The 15,711-nt window shown below is 49.0% G+C and carries 14 protein-coding genes; 7 read left to right on the forward strand and 7 right to left on the reverse strand.

Translation table 11 applies throughout. The features are described from left to right. Positions 1-5 precede the first annotated feature (5 nt). A complete protein-coding gene (locus Pan241w_RS23595; protein WP_145220563.1) occupies positions 6-1,367 on the forward strand; it encodes an outer membrane protein assembly factor BamB family protein in 1,362 nt (453 codons plus the stop codon). A 21-nt stretch (positions 1,368-1,388) separates the two neighbouring features. On the opposite strand, the gene Pan241w_RS23600 is transcribed toward Pan241w_RS23595, so the two are convergent. Further along, positions 1,389-1,808, reverse strand: a complete 420-nt coding sequence (locus tag Pan241w_RS23600; protein WP_145220565.1) for a secondary thiamine-phosphate synthase enzyme YjbQ — start codon at positions 1,806-1,808, stop codon at positions 1,389-1,391. Between the two features lie 17 nt (positions 1,809-1,825). Next, positions 1,826-2,968 (reverse strand): chorismate synthase, encoded by a 1,143-nt coding sequence (aroC, locus tag Pan241w_RS23605; protein WP_145223491.1) that lies wholly within the window; start codon positions 2,966-2,968, stop codon positions 1,826-1,828. Positions 2,969-3,199: 231 nt separating this feature from the next. Here aroC and Pan241w_RS23610 point away from each other — a divergent pair, with 231 nt between their 5' ends. From Pan241w_RS23610 to Pan241w_RS23635, 6 genes are all read left to right on the forward strand, one after another. Further along, positions 3,200-3,952, forward strand: coding sequence for a DUF1614 domain-containing protein (locus Pan241w_RS23610; RefSeq protein WP_145220567.1), 753 nt, complete (start codon positions 3,200-3,202; stop codon positions 3,950-3,952). Positions 3,953-4,110: 158 nt separating this feature from the next. Continuing rightward, entirely contained in the window at positions 4,111-4,908 is a 798-nt protein-coding gene (locus tag Pan241w_RS23615; RefSeq protein WP_145220569.1) for a sulfite exporter TauE/SafE family protein, read from the forward strand. 129 nt (positions 4,909-5,037) lie between these two features. Continuing rightward, positions 5,038-5,937, forward strand: coding sequence for a M28 family peptidase (locus Pan241w_RS23620; protein ID WP_232107255.1), 900 nt, complete (start codon positions 5,038-5,040; stop codon positions 5,935-5,937). A 75-nt stretch (positions 5,938-6,012) separates the two neighbouring features. Further along, a complete protein-coding gene (locus Pan241w_RS23625; RefSeq protein ID WP_145220574.1) occupies positions 6,013-7,371 on the forward strand; it encodes a cytochrome ubiquinol oxidase subunit I in 1,359 nt (452 codons plus the stop codon). Between the two features lie 4 nt (positions 7,372-7,375). Continuing rightward, positions 7,376-8,416, forward strand: a complete 1,041-nt coding sequence (cydB, locus tag Pan241w_RS23630) for a cytochrome d ubiquinol oxidase subunit II (RefSeq protein WP_145220576.1) — start codon at positions 7,376-7,378, stop codon at positions 8,414-8,416. Positions 8,417-8,710: 294 nt separating this feature from the next. Further along, complete coding sequence (locus Pan241w_RS23635) at positions 8,711-9,229, forward strand: hypothetical protein (protein ID WP_145220578.1); 519 nt, start codon at positions 8,711-8,713, stop codon at positions 9,227-9,229. A 60-nt stretch (positions 9,230-9,289) separates the two neighbouring features. On the opposite strand, the gene Pan241w_RS23640 is transcribed toward Pan241w_RS23635, so the two are convergent. The 5 genes from Pan241w_RS23640 to Pan241w_RS23660 form a co-directional block, all read right to left on the reverse strand. After that, complete coding sequence (locus Pan241w_RS23640; protein ID WP_145220580.1) at positions 9,290-10,453, reverse strand: sulfotransferase family protein; 1,164 nt, start codon at positions 10,451-10,453, stop codon at positions 9,290-9,292. A gap of 478 nt (positions 10,454-10,931) precedes the next feature. Then, positions 10,932-12,464 (reverse strand): xylulokinase, encoded by a 1,533-nt coding sequence (xylB, locus tag Pan241w_RS23645; RefSeq protein ID WP_145220582.1) that lies wholly within the window; start codon positions 12,462-12,464, stop codon positions 10,932-10,934. Positions 12,465-12,539: 75 nt separating this feature from the next. Continuing rightward, a complete protein-coding gene (locus Pan241w_RS23650; protein WP_145220584.1) occupies positions 12,540-13,304 on the reverse strand; it encodes a 3-keto-disaccharide hydrolase in 765 nt (254 codons plus the stop codon). Between the two features lie 91 nt (positions 13,305-13,395). Beyond that, positions 13,396-14,163 (reverse strand): SDR family oxidoreductase, encoded by a 768-nt coding sequence (locus Pan241w_RS23655; protein ID WP_145220586.1) that lies wholly within the window; start codon positions 14,161-14,163, stop codon positions 13,396-13,398. Between the two features lie 297 nt (positions 14,164-14,460). Next, positions 14,461-15,432, reverse strand: a complete 972-nt coding sequence (locus Pan241w_RS23660; RefSeq protein WP_145220588.1) for a threonine ammonia-lyase — start codon at positions 15,430-15,432, stop codon at positions 14,461-14,463. Between the last annotated feature and the right edge of the window lie 279 nt (positions 15,433-15,711).

Consider the following 15,711-nt stretch of genomic DNA (forward strand, 5'->3'; position numbering starts at 1 on the left):
TTGATATGCACCTCAAAATTGCTATGTTCGCTTTGTTGATGTTAATTTCCTCAAGCGTTCAGGCAGACTGGATGCGGTTTCGCGGGCCAAATGGCTCAGGAGTTTCTGACGAAAAGCAGGCCACTCCTGCTGAATGGAGTCCTCAAAAAAACCTGAAATGGAAAGTGGCACTGCCAGGTCCCGGTTCATCCAGTCCGATCATTGTCGGTGACAAAGTTTTTGTCACCTGCTGGTCGGGCTATGGGATGAATCGGAATGACCTCGGCGATCAGAAAGATCTCAAGCGGCACCTTGTCTGCCTGGATCGAAACAGTGGTAAGATCCTGTGGGATAAAACAGTCGGCCCGGTTCTACCTGAAGATGTCTATACAGGCATGTTCGCCGAACATGGTTATGCATCGCACACTCCCACCTCCGATGGCAAGCGGGTGTATGCCTATTTCGGTAAATCGGGAGCTGTCGCGTTCGACCTCGAAGGCAATCAGCTCTGGCAAACGATTGTGGGCGATGAACTTGATCCCCGCCGCTGGGGGTCTTCCTCAAGTCCTATTTTGTATAAAGATTTGCTCATTGTAACGGCGACGGCAGAAAGCGAAGCAATTGTCGCGTTGAATAAAGAGACCGGTAAAGAAGTCTGGCGACAAGAATCATCAGGCTTCAACTCAACCTGGGGCACTCCCATTATAGTGAACCATGGTGACAAGCGAACCGACCTGGTGATCGGCGTTCCCTATGAAATCTGGGGACTCAGTCCAGACACCGGTAAACTGCGCTGGTATTGTGAAGCCATGCCGACCGAGACCTATTGCTCCAGTGTGATTGCTCAGAATGGAGTAGTTTACGGAATTGAAGGACGGGGCGGCGGATCGATCGCCGTGCGAGCCAATGGAAAAGGGGACGTCACCAAATCACACGTCCTCTGGTCAGGCCGGGATGCGAACCGAATTGAAACCCCCGTCATTTATCAGGACCGAATCTATTTCTTCTCGCGTGGCATTGCCAACTGCATCGATGCCAAAACCGGCGAACGCATCTTCCGGGGACGACTCGAACAAGGAGACGCTGTCGCAGCCGATGATAGAGAAGAACCAGCCGGAAATCGTTTTGGCGGACGCAGGGGTAGAGGAGGCGGCGGTTTTCGTGGTAGCGACTATTCATCCCCCATCGTTGCCGACGGTAAAGTATATTACACTTCCCGCTCTGGCGAGACCTATGTCATCAAGGCCAGCGACAAACTGGAACAAATCTCTGTCAATCGTCTGACCAATGACAATGAAGACTTCAGTGCCTCTCCCGCAGTGAGTGATGGTGATCTCTTTATCCGATCAGACAAACACTTATACTGTGTCGGTGCAAAGGACAGTTAAGACGAAAGGCGTTCAGGGTGGTTACTCGCCCTGAATCGTTACCACCAGACGACGACTACCGCCGTGGTTACGGTGCTCGCAGAGATAGATTCCCTGCCACGTGCCTAGACAGAGTCGGCCGCCACTGATCGGAATCGTAAGCGAATTCCCAATCATTGAGGCTTTGACATGCGCGGGCATATCATCGGGGCCTTCGCAGGTATGCACATACGGAAACGATTCGGGAGCGATCTTGTTAAAGGCCATCTCCAGATCAACGGGTACATCCGGGTCGGCATTTTCATTGATCGACAGTGAAGCTGACGTATGCATAATAAAAACATGCATGATGCCAACATCAATTTGTGATAACTCGGGAATTTCGCTCAGCACTTCACGTGTTACGAGATGAAAGCCCCGTCTTAAGGCAGGAAGTCGAATCTGCTTTTGAATCCAGGCCATGCTAGAGTACTCTCTGCTTAATCGTTGTGAGTGCGATCGGGAGCCGCTTCACATTGGGCACGCCAACGCAACCAATGATCGGCAAGCGTAATTGCAATCATCGCTTCGGCAATCGGAACAAATCGAGGCAACAGACAGGGGTCATGTCGCCCTTTGGTTCGGATGGTTGTCGGCTCGCCCTGTTTTGTCACAGTTGGTTGTTCGATCAACAGGCTGCTGGTCGGCTTGACCGCAGCACGAAACACAAGAGGCTGTCCTGTTGAAATGCCACCCAGACTTCCTCCATGCCGGTTGGTGTCTGTGGTAATAATCGGAGCGTCTTCTCCAGCTTCAGCGATGAAGTGATCATTATTCTGACTGCCCCGCATTGTCGCACATCCAAAACCCGATCCGTATTCCACTCCCAGAACAGCGGGAATGCTGAACAAGGCTTTGGCGATGTCGGCTTTCAACTTATCGAAGACCGGCTCTCCCAATCCCGCGGGAACGTTGATGGCCACGATTTCTGCGACTCCGCCTATGGAATCGCCTTCTTTTCTTACCTGATTGATGAATTCGATCATCTGACGAGCCAGATCATGATCGGGACAACGCACCGGGTTCAAACTACCATCGGAAAACTGTTCGACGTGATCGGCGGTAATCAAAGTGGGATCTGCAATCTCGGCCTTTAAGTGACCCACCTGAGTCACGTAACCCAAAATCCGTCCGCCAAACGCAGCTGCCAGGATCTTCTTGGCAACGACTCCGGCTGCGACACGGACATTCGTTTCACGCGCACTGGATCGCCCGCCACCTCGATAATCACGGAAGCCATATTTGGCATCATACGTGTAATCTGCATGGCCGGGGCGGTACTTGTCTTTGATATCGCCGTAATCTTTACTACGCTGATCTTCGTTCCGAATCAGAATCGCGAGTGAGGTGCCCGTAGTAACGCCTTCAAACACTCCGGAGAGAATCTCAGGATGGTCGGCTTCTTTCCGCTGGGTCACAATCTTACTTTGACCTGGCTTGCGACGGTTGAGATCGACGAGCAGATCTTCCACGCTGATCGGAATTCCCGGAGGAACACCATCAATAATCACCACATTGCCCGGACCGTGGCTTTCACCAGCTGTCGTAATCCGAAACGCTTGTCCAAAAGAATTTCCTGCCATACCTTGATTGTAACGGGACATGGAGGAATGTCATCCTTCCCGAGAGGCTCCCCTTGATGAATTCGGCGAGAAGGTAGGAATTGTTCCGAATATTCCCGTTAAGAACCTGCAGGAATCCCGCGCAACTGGCTAAAATGTCCCTGAAAACGGGCGGCTCTGCATTGATTGGCCCTGTTTATCTGTACCGAGCCTCGACGGCGATCATCGCAATTCAAGGAAAGAAATCAGACCGTGCCCCAACAGCAACCGAATAATCTTCAATCTGCCCAGTTATCGGGCTGCATGATTCTGACCCTGATGATCTTTTTTGGCTGCATGATGCCTTTGATCTTTGTCGATCTGGCGGAATCGGCATTACGCAATCTGCACCTCAGTCCTCAAGCAGCAGTTCTGGTGCTAATCGGCATGATCTTCGGATCATTGTTTAACTTTCCGATCGCCCGCTTCCCGCTTGATAAAGAAGTCAATGTCCCGATGTTTGAATCGCTGGCGGGGCTGCAACTGATGCCACAAATGAAAAAATTGCGTCAGGAAGCGATTATCGCCGTCAATCTGGGAGGCTGTATCATTCCCGTTCTTCTGGCGGTCTGGCTCTCGAAATTTATCATTGCTGCTGGCCCGACATCCATCATCGTCACGGTAGCTGGAATTTGTCTCAATACTATGATCTGCTATCGTATGGCACGTCTGGTACCCGGTATGGGAATCGCCATGCCCGTCTTGATTCCACCACTGACCGCCGTGATCGCAACCTGGTTTGGCTTTGGCATCGTGGGTCCTATGCTGGGAGATTTAGGAGTCGATTTCCGGCCTTTGTATGCACCCGTCGCTTTTGTAATCGGCATCTCAGGTCCACTGCTGGGTGCAGATCTATTACACTGGAAAGATTTCAAAAAACTGGAAGCTCCTTCGATCAGCATCGGCGGGGCGGGAACCTGGGACGGAATTGTGCTGTCTGGCATGATTGCCTCACTCCTTGCTTAGTCGGTTTTATGTTTTACTTGAGTTCTTCCGTAAATGTCGATTGATACTCTGTTGTGAAAGCCTATAAACTCTCCGAACAGGAAATGGAATTCGGCTCCTTAATCACTCCGGGCTCGCACAGGCTGAACGATCAAATTAGTTAAGGGAAATCAAAAACCATGGACTGGTGGCAAAATCTCTTATTGGCGGGCGTAGGCATTCTTGCCGGCATCTTGAATGTCCTGGCTGGCGGGGGTTCCTTAATTGTCATGCCAACGATGGTGTTTCTGGGAATTCCCGGCGCTGTGGCGAATGGCACGATCCGCATTGCGATTCTAGGGCAGAACTTGACCGCCATTGCCGGTTTCCGCCACAAAGGGTTTTCTGATTTCCGGCTCAGCTTCTCATTAGCCCTCTGTGCTCTTCCGGGTGCGTTTCTGGGAGCATTTCTGGGATCAAAACTCAATAACACCTGGTTCAACCGTGTGCTGGCGATCGTGATGCTTGGTGTCCTCGTTTGGATGATTCTCAGTAAACGCAAAAAGAAAGCAACACCAGATACGCCTGAGGCTACTTCCTCAGCAGAATCGGATTCGAACTCGCAGCCTCCAGCAATTCATCATGAGAACACTCTAACCGGCCACCTGTTGATGGTCCTCGCGGGCTTTTATGGTGGTTTTATTCAGGCAGGCATCGGATTTATTCTGATTGCGATTATGAATGGCGCGATGAAAATCGATCTGCTGCGAACCAATATGCATAAGGTGTTTATTGTTGCGATGTACACGTTAGCCGCGATTGGAATCTTCGCCTGGCAGGGAAAAATTGACTGGGTTACAGGCTTCATTCTGATGTTGGGAATGTCCGCCGGAGGTTGGATTGGTTCGAATCTGGCTGTCAAAAAAGGGGAATCTTTCATTCGTGCCGTGTTATACACGGCTATTGTTTGTATGTCGATCAAACTATTATTCACTTAAAACAATCACACATTGATTCGTGAATCGTATAGAATATTCTCTGGTCAGACGGGTTTCATCAGTAACAGATCGAGAAAGCAATTGAATATGTGGCGAGGATGGCAAATAGTTCGACTTTTGATTTTGATAGTGCCGTTTCCGCTCTGCCTGTTGGCCTGTGCTCCCGCTGCCGAACCAGTCACCAAACCGGAATTTGATGCCGGCCGCTCCTATGAGTACCTGAAATCCATCTGCCGCCTCAAATCACGTATCAGCGGGTCGCCCGGCATGGCGGCTCAACAAAAATTGATCTCGGAACATTTCAGAAAGCTGAAAGCCCAGGTTCAATTTCAGTCGTTTGACGCTCCACATCCCTTAAATGGGACTCCCGTGCGGATGAATAACATGATTGTCAGTTGGTATCCCAAAGCAAAAAAACGGATTCTGCTGGCCTGCCACTACGACACGCGACCGTTCCCCGACCGCGACCGGAGACAACCGCAGGGGCTTTTTATTGGCGCAAATGATGGTGCCAGCGGCGTCGCTTTCCTGATGGAATTGGGAAATGTGATGCACAACTTGAAAATCAGCCAAGACTATGGTGTTGACTTCGTGTTTTTCGATGGTGAAGAACTCGTCTATCGTGAAAACGACCCGTATTTCCTTGGTTCAAAGTATTTTGCCAATCAATACAAAACAGAACCACGGGATTATGAATACGTCTATGGCATTCTGTTTGACATGATTGCCGATAAAAACCTGGCCATCTATATGGAAAAAAACAGCCTTAAGTATGCCCCCCAACTGACGCGCAGTATCTGGGAAGCCGCTCAAAGAGTGGGTATTAAGCAATTCATCCCACAAGCCAAATTTGAAATCCGAGACGATCATTTACCCTTGAATGAAATTGCACGAATTCCCACCTGTGATATTATCGACTTTGATTACCCCGCGTGGCATACCACACGAGATATTCCACGCTACTGCTCAGGGGCCAGTATGGCAAAAGTGGGAAAAGTACTCATCTACTGGTTGCAGAATGCTCCCTGATTCACATAACAGACATCGAATTGCTTCTCTAGTTTTTCTGACAGAACGCATCACCGGCGAAATGGATTCAAAGGTATGATTGATTCAATATTACTTCACCGAGTCCAGTTTGCTTTCACCGTTTCTTACCATTATCTGTTCCCCCAATTGACAATGGGCCTGGCCCTGTTGATCTTCATACTCAAGACCATGGGCTTGAGAGGAAACCCCTGGGCTGATGCGGCGGCTCGCTTCTGGCTCAAAATATTTGGCCTGACATTTCTGATGGGCGTTGTCACAGGCATCCCCCTTGAATTTCAATTTGGTACCAACTGGTCCCAACTTGTGAAAAAGACAGGATCGATCTTGGGACAAACCCTGGCAATGGAAGGGATCTTCGCGTTTTTTCTGGAATCGACGTTCCTGTATCTCCTGATCTTCGGCGAGAAAAAACTGGGAAGAATCGCTCACTGGATCGTGTCGTTCCTGCTTTTGGTGGGAACATGGCTCAGCGGTTACTTCATCATCTGCACGAACGCCTTTCTGCAGCACCCGGTAGGATATTGGATTGACGAGCAGGGTGTTTTCCATCTGACTAGTATTTGGGCACTCCTCAGTAACCCTTGGGCGATCAAACAGTACCTGCATACCATGACAGGCTCTGTCATCACCGGCAGTTTTACGATGGCTTCGATCGGTGCCTATCATTTACTGCGCGGAGAACATCTGGAAATCACCCGGCGGTACCTCTCCGTGGCTGTGATTGTTGGGTTTCTTGCCAGTATCATCGCCGCCGCCCCGACCGGTGACTGGGAAGCCAAGCAGGTCCAAAAACATCAACCAGTCAAATTTTCCGCGATGGAAGGGCACTTTCACACCGAAGACGGCGCCGGCCTGGTCCTGATCGGTCAGCCCAATCTGGAAGAGCTCAAAATTGATAATCCGATCATCATCCCCAAAGTACTTTCTTTCCTGACGTATGATAGCTGGAATGCGACAGTCAAAGGCCTGACCGACTACGATCGCGCACTCTGGCCCGATAATATCGAATTACTCTATTTCTCCTATCACATCATGGCCGGCCTGGGAACGCTTTTCATCGCCTTAATGGGACTATGTTTGCTGTTGGTCTGGAAACGGAAGCTACATACCAGTCGTACCATTCTCTGGCTGCTCATGCTCTCACTGCCGTTCCCGTTTATCGCGAATACGGCAGGCTGGTTTACGGCAGAGATTGGACGCCAGCCCTGGTTAATTTACGGATTGATGAAAACCACAGATGGCGCCTCTCAAAATATTTCGCAGGGAAATATCATGTTCACCTTGCTGGGCTTTATGGGACTCTACCTGTTTTTGTCCGTGTTGTACTTCTTTCTCACAACTCGGATTATCAATCAGGGGCCTGAAGCAATAAAGCTCAATCAATCAGACTCTGCAGCGGAGGCAGGCACGTAGAATTATGGAAACGGTTTGGTATATTCTGCTGCTCTTGATGATTTCCACTTATCTAGTCCTGGATGGGTTCGACCTGGGAATTGGTGTTCTGCATCTGTTTCTTGCCAAAAACCGGCCCGAACAGAAACAGATCATCCAGTCCATTGCCCCTGTCTGGGATGGAAATGAAGTCTGGCTGATTGCCGCCGGCGGAACCATGATGATGGCCTTTCCGGGATTTCTAAGTGCGCTGTTCAGCGGATTCTATCTCCCCCTGACAATGGTCGTCTGGCTCTTGATCTTCCGAGCCATCAGTATCGAACTGCCGCATTATCTGTCCGATTCTTTGTGGGTTCATTTCTGGAATATCATGCTGTTTGTCTCCAGCGGTTTGCTGATTGTCATTCTCGGAGCAGCCATGGCGAATGTGTTTCGCGGCGTTCCTCTGGATCAATCAGGGACGTTCTTCGAACCACTCTGGACCAATTTTCGAATTGGGACTCAAACAGGAATCCTGGACTGGTACACGATTTTAAGCGGCATCACCTCAGCTGTGATTCTTTTACATCACGGCGCGCTCTGGCTCATCGCGAAAACCGATGGGACCGTTCAGCAACGCGCCAGACGTGCTGCATCCTGGTTCTGGGATCTGACAATTGGACTGACCGCGCTGACGCTGATAGCCAGCTATTCAGTTCAGCCACAAGCGAAAGCAAGTTTCACATCCCATCCCTGGATCATGGTGCTCCCTGCCGGGGCGATTTTGGCTCTGATCTGTTCGTTCTTTTTTCGAATCAAACATCGGAATATGGCAGCATTTTTAAGCTCGGCCCTGTTCATGTATTTGGTCATTTTCAGCGGTGCAGCAGCGCTATATCCTAACATGCTGCCTGGCTTGAATCCGGAATTCAGCTTAACAATCTACAATGCGTCTCCTCCTGCTGAAGAGCTTAACACAGCGCTGTACTGGTGGATTCCCGGCATTGTACTGGTCGGCATTTACTTTACGATCCTGTTCCGCTCACTCCCCAAAACCATTTCGACAGCATCCTCTGAAGAGCATTAATCTTTTTACTCAAAGTGAATGTGGTAGAGTTTCCAGTCCTCAAAACATGATAAATCGCAGTTTGAAATAGTACGAATCACAAATTCCGAGCTATGAATCCAATACCTGGAATGTTGCAAAAATGCAACATTTCCCTAATCCCCCATTCACTGAGCATCATTCCCGGAAAATAAGCGATCTTTGATACTTCGCTATTTTTCCATGTCCGACCAGTCTTCAAAATAAATTCCATCGGACACGTTTCATCTCAAACCGATTTTGTTAGACTTAAACTGAGAAGACTGGAAAAGTGATTTGGTAACATTTCAACACCCCAAGGGATTTCTCCCACCACCGATCAAGGATGCAGAAATTGTGACAGATACGATCCCGGGCATTATCGTTGGAACCCTCCTGGTTTTATTTGGTGCGGGACTGATCCATTTGCATCGGACATCATGGTTTCACCGCCAGCACGACGAAGACTTAAGCGATGATGACTATCTTTTCTTCTCCAAGCAATACCGGCGGCGGATGCAAACCTCGAGCCTACTGGTTCTGATTGGTTTTTTGATCATGATCGGCGACGCCCCCTATATGCCCTGGAAATCATATCCGGGGCTCTTTGCTGCCTACTGGGGTGGCATTCTTTTAGTCGCCTTCTGGGTGATCCTGTCAGCGATTGGTGATATGAGCGCCTCACGCGTCAGATCTACGAATCTGATTTCCCGCATCCAGGATCAACAACGCCTGCTTGAAAAACAACTCATGGAAATGAAAGAGAAGCAAAAGCAGACGACGGATAAAAATTCCACTTCTGAAAAAGAGAAGTGATACCGAGCGTACAATCTAATCCCGTAGTTGAGCCAACCTTCACAAGAAAAAAGAGGACTTCTAGGAAGTGACACACTCTTTTTTAATCAACGCATCAGAAGGTAACCGCTCATAACCGAACATCTCGAATGCTTTTTGCCAGCGTTCGTAGATTTTCTTCTCCTGGTCAGCGTCCATTTCGTATTTGTTCTTCTTGTAGGATTTTTGATCCTTCAAATACGGCTGCATGTTCTTTTCTAACTCTTCAAATCCATCGAGATTCAAGTGCTCGTAAACTCTTCGCAGCTCACTTACGGGGTCAGCTTCGAGATCTTCAAAGCGAACCTCATGCAGTTGACCTTCCGGCACAGTCTGGCGATCACGCTCGTAAACGTGCAAATGATTCTCATAAATATGAGCCATGTCCTCTTCTAATTTTTCCATATCAAGAGGAGCAAACCCATTGTCGCCAAACATGGTCCGACGCAGATGCAGTGTGGAATTATAAACCTTGTACGGGTTTCGATAGATATAAACGAAGCGGGCATCGGGAAACATTTTCAGCAGAAACGGAATCCGAAATGTATGCGTTGGAGACTTCAGCAACACACGCTTATTTCCACCGGCTTTAAACGTCAGCTTCTTCATGAAATAGATAAAGTTTTTTTTCCAGAGCGAAGCTTCCTTGGGAGTCAATTGATCCAGCTCGTAATAACGCTCATAAACCTCCGGCTGATCGCTGAAGCCGATTGCCAGGTAAGGAGACATCAAATGCAGCAGCATGATCGACGTCTCATCTTCCTGTGGTAAATCCCAGGTGACCGGCATGTTGTCCATGGGACGCTGCTTCGGCAACAAACGCCGCACGACCTGTTTCAGCAGAGGCTCGGTGAGTAGAAAATGAGAAGGAAACAGCATGGCTCCCATATTAGGATAGATGAACTGTTTATCCATCGACATCAGATTATGAAGCAAAGTGGTACCACTTCGCCAATGCCCAATGATGAAAACCGGCGGTTCCAGTTTGGTCTTGTTAACTCTCCGACTGAAAATCAAGTTTTCCAGCAAACTGAAAAATGAATTCGAAAGGCTGAAGAACCCTGAAGAAATCAAACGAAACATGCCAGACCAGCGAATGGTGGGCCGTAGTCTCATCAACTTGATGAAGTTCGTGAATCCGATTCCAGACCAGACACAAAAAGGGCCTTGAGAAGATCCACTGTTATTTTCCTGGCGTTTAGTCATCTGCAGAGACTGTCCTACACTTTATCAACACAAGTCAAAGCCCAGCTAATCAAAATTCCACCTGTCAATCAGAAGACGTTGATCAATACAACTCGGCCGAAATGTAAAGAATATACTATCATTATCTGAGATTGTCTGTGGGTAGGTAAAGAAGATTAGTGGCAATATTGTTAATTCTATACCACTTTATCCAAAAAAGAACTGACAAGGTTCGTTGGATCTATCATTAGTTTATTTCGGCATCCCATGAGAAAGACTTCGACGAACTCTTTCCCGTTCAATGGGTTTGACCAAATACAGACAATACCACACCGAATAAAGTGCGTGTCCTTACTCACTCTAAACTAACTGTTTCTCCTCATTTGTACAATTGACACGACTAATATTCGCTCGGATTCAAACGATCCATATCCAAGCTGCAGAAGTATCGGATGACATTATACTTTTTCATGAGCGAGCCTGAATAGTGGACACCAGCCTAGTCGACTAAGCTTCTGATCTCCTGAAAATCGGCTTTCAGCGATGAATACAAGCCTTGAAAAACAGGGTAGGACTGGTTGTATACTTTTTTGTTTTTAGGGTTTACGTTCGTACTTTCTACAACGCGAATCGTGGCACCGCAGGCTTCCACCACATCCTTATAGGCCCCGGTCCCGGCAGCAGCCAGCAACGCAACCCCATACGCCGGGCCTTCTTCGGCGTTAATTGTCACCACTTTTTGACCATAGATATCAGCTTGCATCTGCCGCCAGAATTCGCTTCGTGCGCCACCACCAGATAGTCGGATCTCTTTCACCGGGATATTCAGTTCCTTGATGATTTCTAGAGAGTCACGCATCGCATATGTTGCCCCTTCGATCACAGCGCGACTCAAGTGAGCACGACCGTGTCTCAGGCTCAAACCGATCCAGGCAGCCCGTGCATCGGGATCCGCATGTGGTGTCCGCTCCCCGGTCAGATACGGCAGGAAAAATAAACCTTCGCTTCCTGCAGGCGCCTCGGCTGCCTGTTCGGTAATCAGTTGATACGGGTCCACTTTCTGTCGTTTCGCGAGCGCGACCTGCTGTTCGCAAAGTTGATTCCGATACCACTGCAGGCTGCCGCCGGCAGAAAGCACCACGCCCATCACATGCCACTTGTCTCGAACCGCGTGACAGAATGTATGAGCGCGTCCTTCCGGATCGATCTGCACTTCATCGCTATGAGCAAATACAACTCCGCTCGTTCCCATCGTCGCTGAGATCGCCCCTTTTTTGACAATTCCATTGCCTACCGCACCGGCGGCCTGATCACCACCGCCACCAACGACCGCCACCCCTTTGGAAAGCCCCAACAGACGAGCGGCGTCTTCAGTTAAATGACCACTGACATCTTCTGATTCATAAACTTCCGGCAGCAGACCGGCATCCAGTTCCAGTTTACTCAACAACGGTTGGCTCCATTTTCTCTGTTTGACATTCAGCAGTAACGTTCCCGATGCGTCACTGACCTCGGTCGCAAATTCGCCCGTCAGTCGAAAGCGAACATAGTCTTTCGGCAGCAATACCTGAACGGTCTTATCAAAGTTTTTCGGTTCGTGATTCCGCAGCCAGAGAATCTTAGGAGCTGTAAAACCGGTTAACGCAGGATTCGCCACCATGCGGATCAGTTTCTTCCGACCGCCGGCACGCTCCTCAATCTCAGTACATTCCGCAGCTGTCCGCTGATCATTCCAGAGCAAAGCAGGCCGGATGACTTCGTGCTTCTTGTTGAGAAACACACTTCCATGCATCTGACCGCTCAGGCCAATCCCTTTCACATCTGCAGGCTTAATCTTTCCCGCTTTCAAAACCTTACGCACACTCTTGATCGTCGCCTGCCACCAGTCTTCCGGATCCTGTTCCGACCAGCCAGGATGAGGGCTGTAAAGCGGATACTCAACCGTTGCCGAAGAAAGAATGGTTCCGTCTTCCTGCATTGCCAGCGTTTTCGTACCACTCGTTCCAATATCCACACCCAGAAAAACGGCCATACTGTTTACCCTCATCCTAGTTAGTCAATCAAATGCTGTTACCAGCATCACAAGCTGTCTTGAAACGATAAATGATTACTCTGGGCAGACACAACCAATGGGCTGGACTTCGGCAATTTCACGAACCCAAATGTTACGGAACCGGGTATCATTTCGATGAAACTGCAGTTGAATCGGCAGCTTCTCTTCATGAGCAGTATAAAATGGTGGCTGATGATAAAAGGTAGCACCTTGCAGTTCCGTATGATTTTGCACAACAACACCATTCTGGATCACGGTGACATATGCTGGTTTAACGAGTTGTCCATACACATTAAACCGGGGGGCGTTGAAAATGATATCATAAGTCTGCCATTCTCCCGGCTTGCGACAGACATTGACCATCGGTGGGTACTGTTTATAAATTGAACCAGCCTGACCGTCAAAGTAGGTTTTGTTCTGATACGAATCGAGAATCTGAACTTCGTATTTTCCCATCAGAAAGACACCACTATTTCCGCGTCCCTGTCCTTTGCCTTCAATTTTTTCGGGAGTCGCCCATTCCAGATGCAACTGGCAATCGCCAAAGGACTGCTTCGTTTCGATGTCCTGAGCAGTGGTAATTGCATACCCATCCTTAATTTTCCATTTATCGCCGCCTTTCCACTGATCCAGATTCTTTCCATCAAACAGCACAATCGCATCGGATGGCGGCTGATTGGGATTCGCGGTCACCACGGTCGGCTCTTTCCAGATCAAACCATTCTTATATTCTTCCACCAGATTTCCATAGGTGTGATAAGCAGTTCCCAGAAAGAGGACTACGATTAGAATATGAAAACCCTTGCGCAAGCCTGTCATAATGATGTCCTTTTATCTCTATCTTAATTGTGTAAAGAATGAATTTTACAATTTGAAATCTAATTGGTTCTGACTAAAAGAATCTGGTGAATCAATAGTCGAGGCTGGCGCCCCCTTCGGCTTCGAGGGCCTGTCCCGTCAAAAAGCTCGAATCGTCAGTCGCCAGGAATAGTGCCAGACGCCCCATTTCTTCAATCGTCCCCATGCGTTTGAAAACCTGAAGATCAGAAACACGTTTCAAAGCCGTCTCCGGATCGGGCAGTGATTCCGCCCAGTCCCGCATCAACGGCGTATCAATATTACTAGGCAGGATCGCATTCACTCGGACACCTGCTTCGCCCAGTTCAATCGCCAGTGATTTTGTAAAGCTGACCTGAGCTCCTTTGGTCGAACAATAGGCGGTCGAATGATGCTGCCCCAACACCGCCGTCATCGACGACATATTAATAATCGTCCCTTTGGTTTTTCGTAAATGCGGCAATGCATACTTCGCACCGGCAAACGTGCTGAGAAAGTTCACACGCATCAACTCTTCCATTTCTTCGATGCTTGTTTCTTCCAGCGACATTGCCGGCGGATGAACTCCGGCATTGTTGATGATGCAATCCAATCGGCCGAACTGTTCCACAACCAGCTCAACCGCAGATAAAATCTGTTCATGCTGACCGACATCACATTGAACAAAGATCGCTTTGCCCGGACCTTTCTCATTGAGCTCACGAGCTAAATCCTGACCCGCTTTCATGCCTCGTGCCAGGATCGCGACCATGCCGCCTTCTTCACAAAACACACGCGAGCAGCCTTCACCAATCCCTTTGCTGCCACCGGTTACAATCACGGCGCGATTTTTAAATCTCATGTTTCCCTCAACCGATCTTTCTCGCAGGAACAAACTCGGAATCGACGATCAAAACTAATGGTTCATCAACCCTGAATTGACTGGTGATCAATGCCTGGCGAGCACACCAAAGAGCGTGCGGACCATTTCGGACAACGTGCCATTCCAAGTCTGATAAGACACTAGTTCCGGTTCGTTATTTACGGTAACAATTACCGCGAGGGAATTCCAATCAAAGGCGGAATTGAATTCTCAAACAGAGATTAATTAAATGAGCTTAATTTTCATTGCATTCCAGTAATACTGATCAGCCCGAGTTTACTGCTCTGAACCGAGGCGTAAGATTTCCGGAAGCTCTGCCAGATTCAAATTGCCGCCACTTAGAATCGCTACGACCGTCTTACCTTGAAATCGCGTTTTATTGTTCAAGACTGCAGCCAGTGCGGCAGCACCTGCGCCTTCTGCCAGATTGTGCGTCTCTTTCAGAATATGATAAGCAGCGATCCGCATTTCATCTTCACTGACGAGGAGAAAATCATCGACGACTGACTTCATGATTTCCTGCGTCAGCTCAGCCCCTGATCGCGTAGCCACTCCCTCAGCCCAGGTATCGGCGGACTCCGTCGTCTGCAGCATCCCCGCTTTCCAAGACAACTGATTGGCTGGTGCGTTCGCCGCCCCGACGGCGATGATTTCCGTAGTCGGACTTAAGTGTCTGGCAACGATGCCTGTGCCACAAACGCCGCTCCCCATGCCAACCGGAACGAGAATCACATCGGGTGTCTTCAACGTTTCAAAGATTTCAATGGCCTGAGTGCCCACGCCGGCAATCAGAAGCGGCTCATTGGCGGAATGTATGTATCGCCGTTTTCCATCGACCAGTTTTTGTTCCAGATACTGCTTCGCTTCATCAAAGTCTTCTCCTGCTTCGATGATTTCCGCACCCAGCAGTTTGATGGCACGGACTTTATCCGGGTTATTGTTTTTCGGAACCACAATTGTACATTTCGCACCAAACTTGCGCGCGGCGTATGCGAGCGACTGACCATGATTGCCGGTCGAACAGCCCATGATCCCTGCAGCACGTTCTTCCTCTGAAAGTGTACTGACCAGATTGATCCCCCCACGCACTTTGAACGCACCGACCGGCTGGTGATTCTCATGCTTCAAATAAAAATTGGCTCCCGTCAACTGGCTTAAGCCAGGCCATTCATAAAGGGGCGTCGGTGCCAGTACTTGACGAACACGGGGTAATGCTTCCTGAACATCCTGAAAGGTCGGGATTCGCATAAGGGGTACCTGGGTATAGAGATTTCGCAAGAATGAGTTTGTCTGGAATGACACAACTCTTTTGTTGAAGTTCGTCAGAAAATCGTTCGTTGTCAAGTTCTGTAACGCTTGATTTCAAGATCAATCACGAGAACAGATTGTTGCATAGGGTCTAAACGCCTGTTATTATTCGAATAGAGATTGGCTGTGGTCAGCAGATCAGAGAGCAGTCTCGTAAATTCCTACCTGCCAGACTTTGGGAGTCTGGCTACCGTTAACTCCATTCGTTACGGATCGGTA

The sequence above is a fragment of the Gimesia alba genome, assembly GCF_007744675.1.
Taxonomy (GTDB): domain Bacteria; phylum Planctomycetota; class Planctomycetia; order Planctomycetales; family Planctomycetaceae; genus Gimesia; species Gimesia alba.

Excerpts from the sequence above, each read along its gene's own strand:
- Pan241w_RS23640 (WP_145220580.1), bottom strand. The coding sequence starts at position 10,453 with ATGACTAAACGCCAGGAAAATAACAGTGGATCTTCTCAAGGCCCTTTT.
- cydB (WP_145220576.1), top strand. The coding sequence starts at position 7,376 with ATGGAAACGGTTTGGTATATTCTGCTGCTCTTGATGATTTCCACTTAT.
- Pan241w_RS23595 (WP_145220563.1), top strand. The coding sequence starts at position 6 with ATGCACCTCAAAATTGCTATGTTCGCTTTGTTGATGTTAATTTCCTCA.
- Pan241w_RS23615 (WP_145220569.1), top strand. The coding sequence starts at position 4,111 with ATGGACTGGTGGCAAAATCTCTTATTGGCGGGCGTAGGCATTCTTGCC.
- Pan241w_RS23660 (WP_145220588.1), bottom strand. The coding sequence starts at position 15,432 with ATGCGAATCCCGACCTTTCAGGATGTTCAGGAAGCATTACCCCGTGTT.
- xylB (WP_145220582.1), bottom strand. The coding sequence starts at position 12,464 with ATGGCCGTTTTTCTGGGTGTGGATATTGGAACGAGTGGTACGAAAACG.
- Pan241w_RS23650 (WP_145220584.1), bottom strand. The coding sequence starts at position 13,304 with ATGACAGGCTTGCGCAAGGGTTTTCATATTCTAATCGTAGTCCTCTTT.
- aroC (WP_145223491.1), bottom strand. The coding sequence starts at position 2,968 with ATGGCAGGAAATTCTTTTGGACAAGCGTTTCGGATTACGACAGCTGGT.
- Pan241w_RS23655 (WP_145220586.1), bottom strand. The coding sequence starts at position 14,163 with ATGAGATTTAAAAATCGCGCCGTGATTGTAACCGGTGGCAGCAAAGGG.
- Pan241w_RS23600 (WP_145220565.1), bottom strand. The coding sequence starts at position 1,808 with ATGGCCTGGATTCAAAAGCAGATTCGACTTCCTGCCTTAAGACGGGGC.
- Pan241w_RS23625 (WP_145220574.1), top strand. The coding sequence starts at position 6,013 with ATGATTGATTCAATATTACTTCACCGAGTCCAGTTTGCTTTCACCGTT.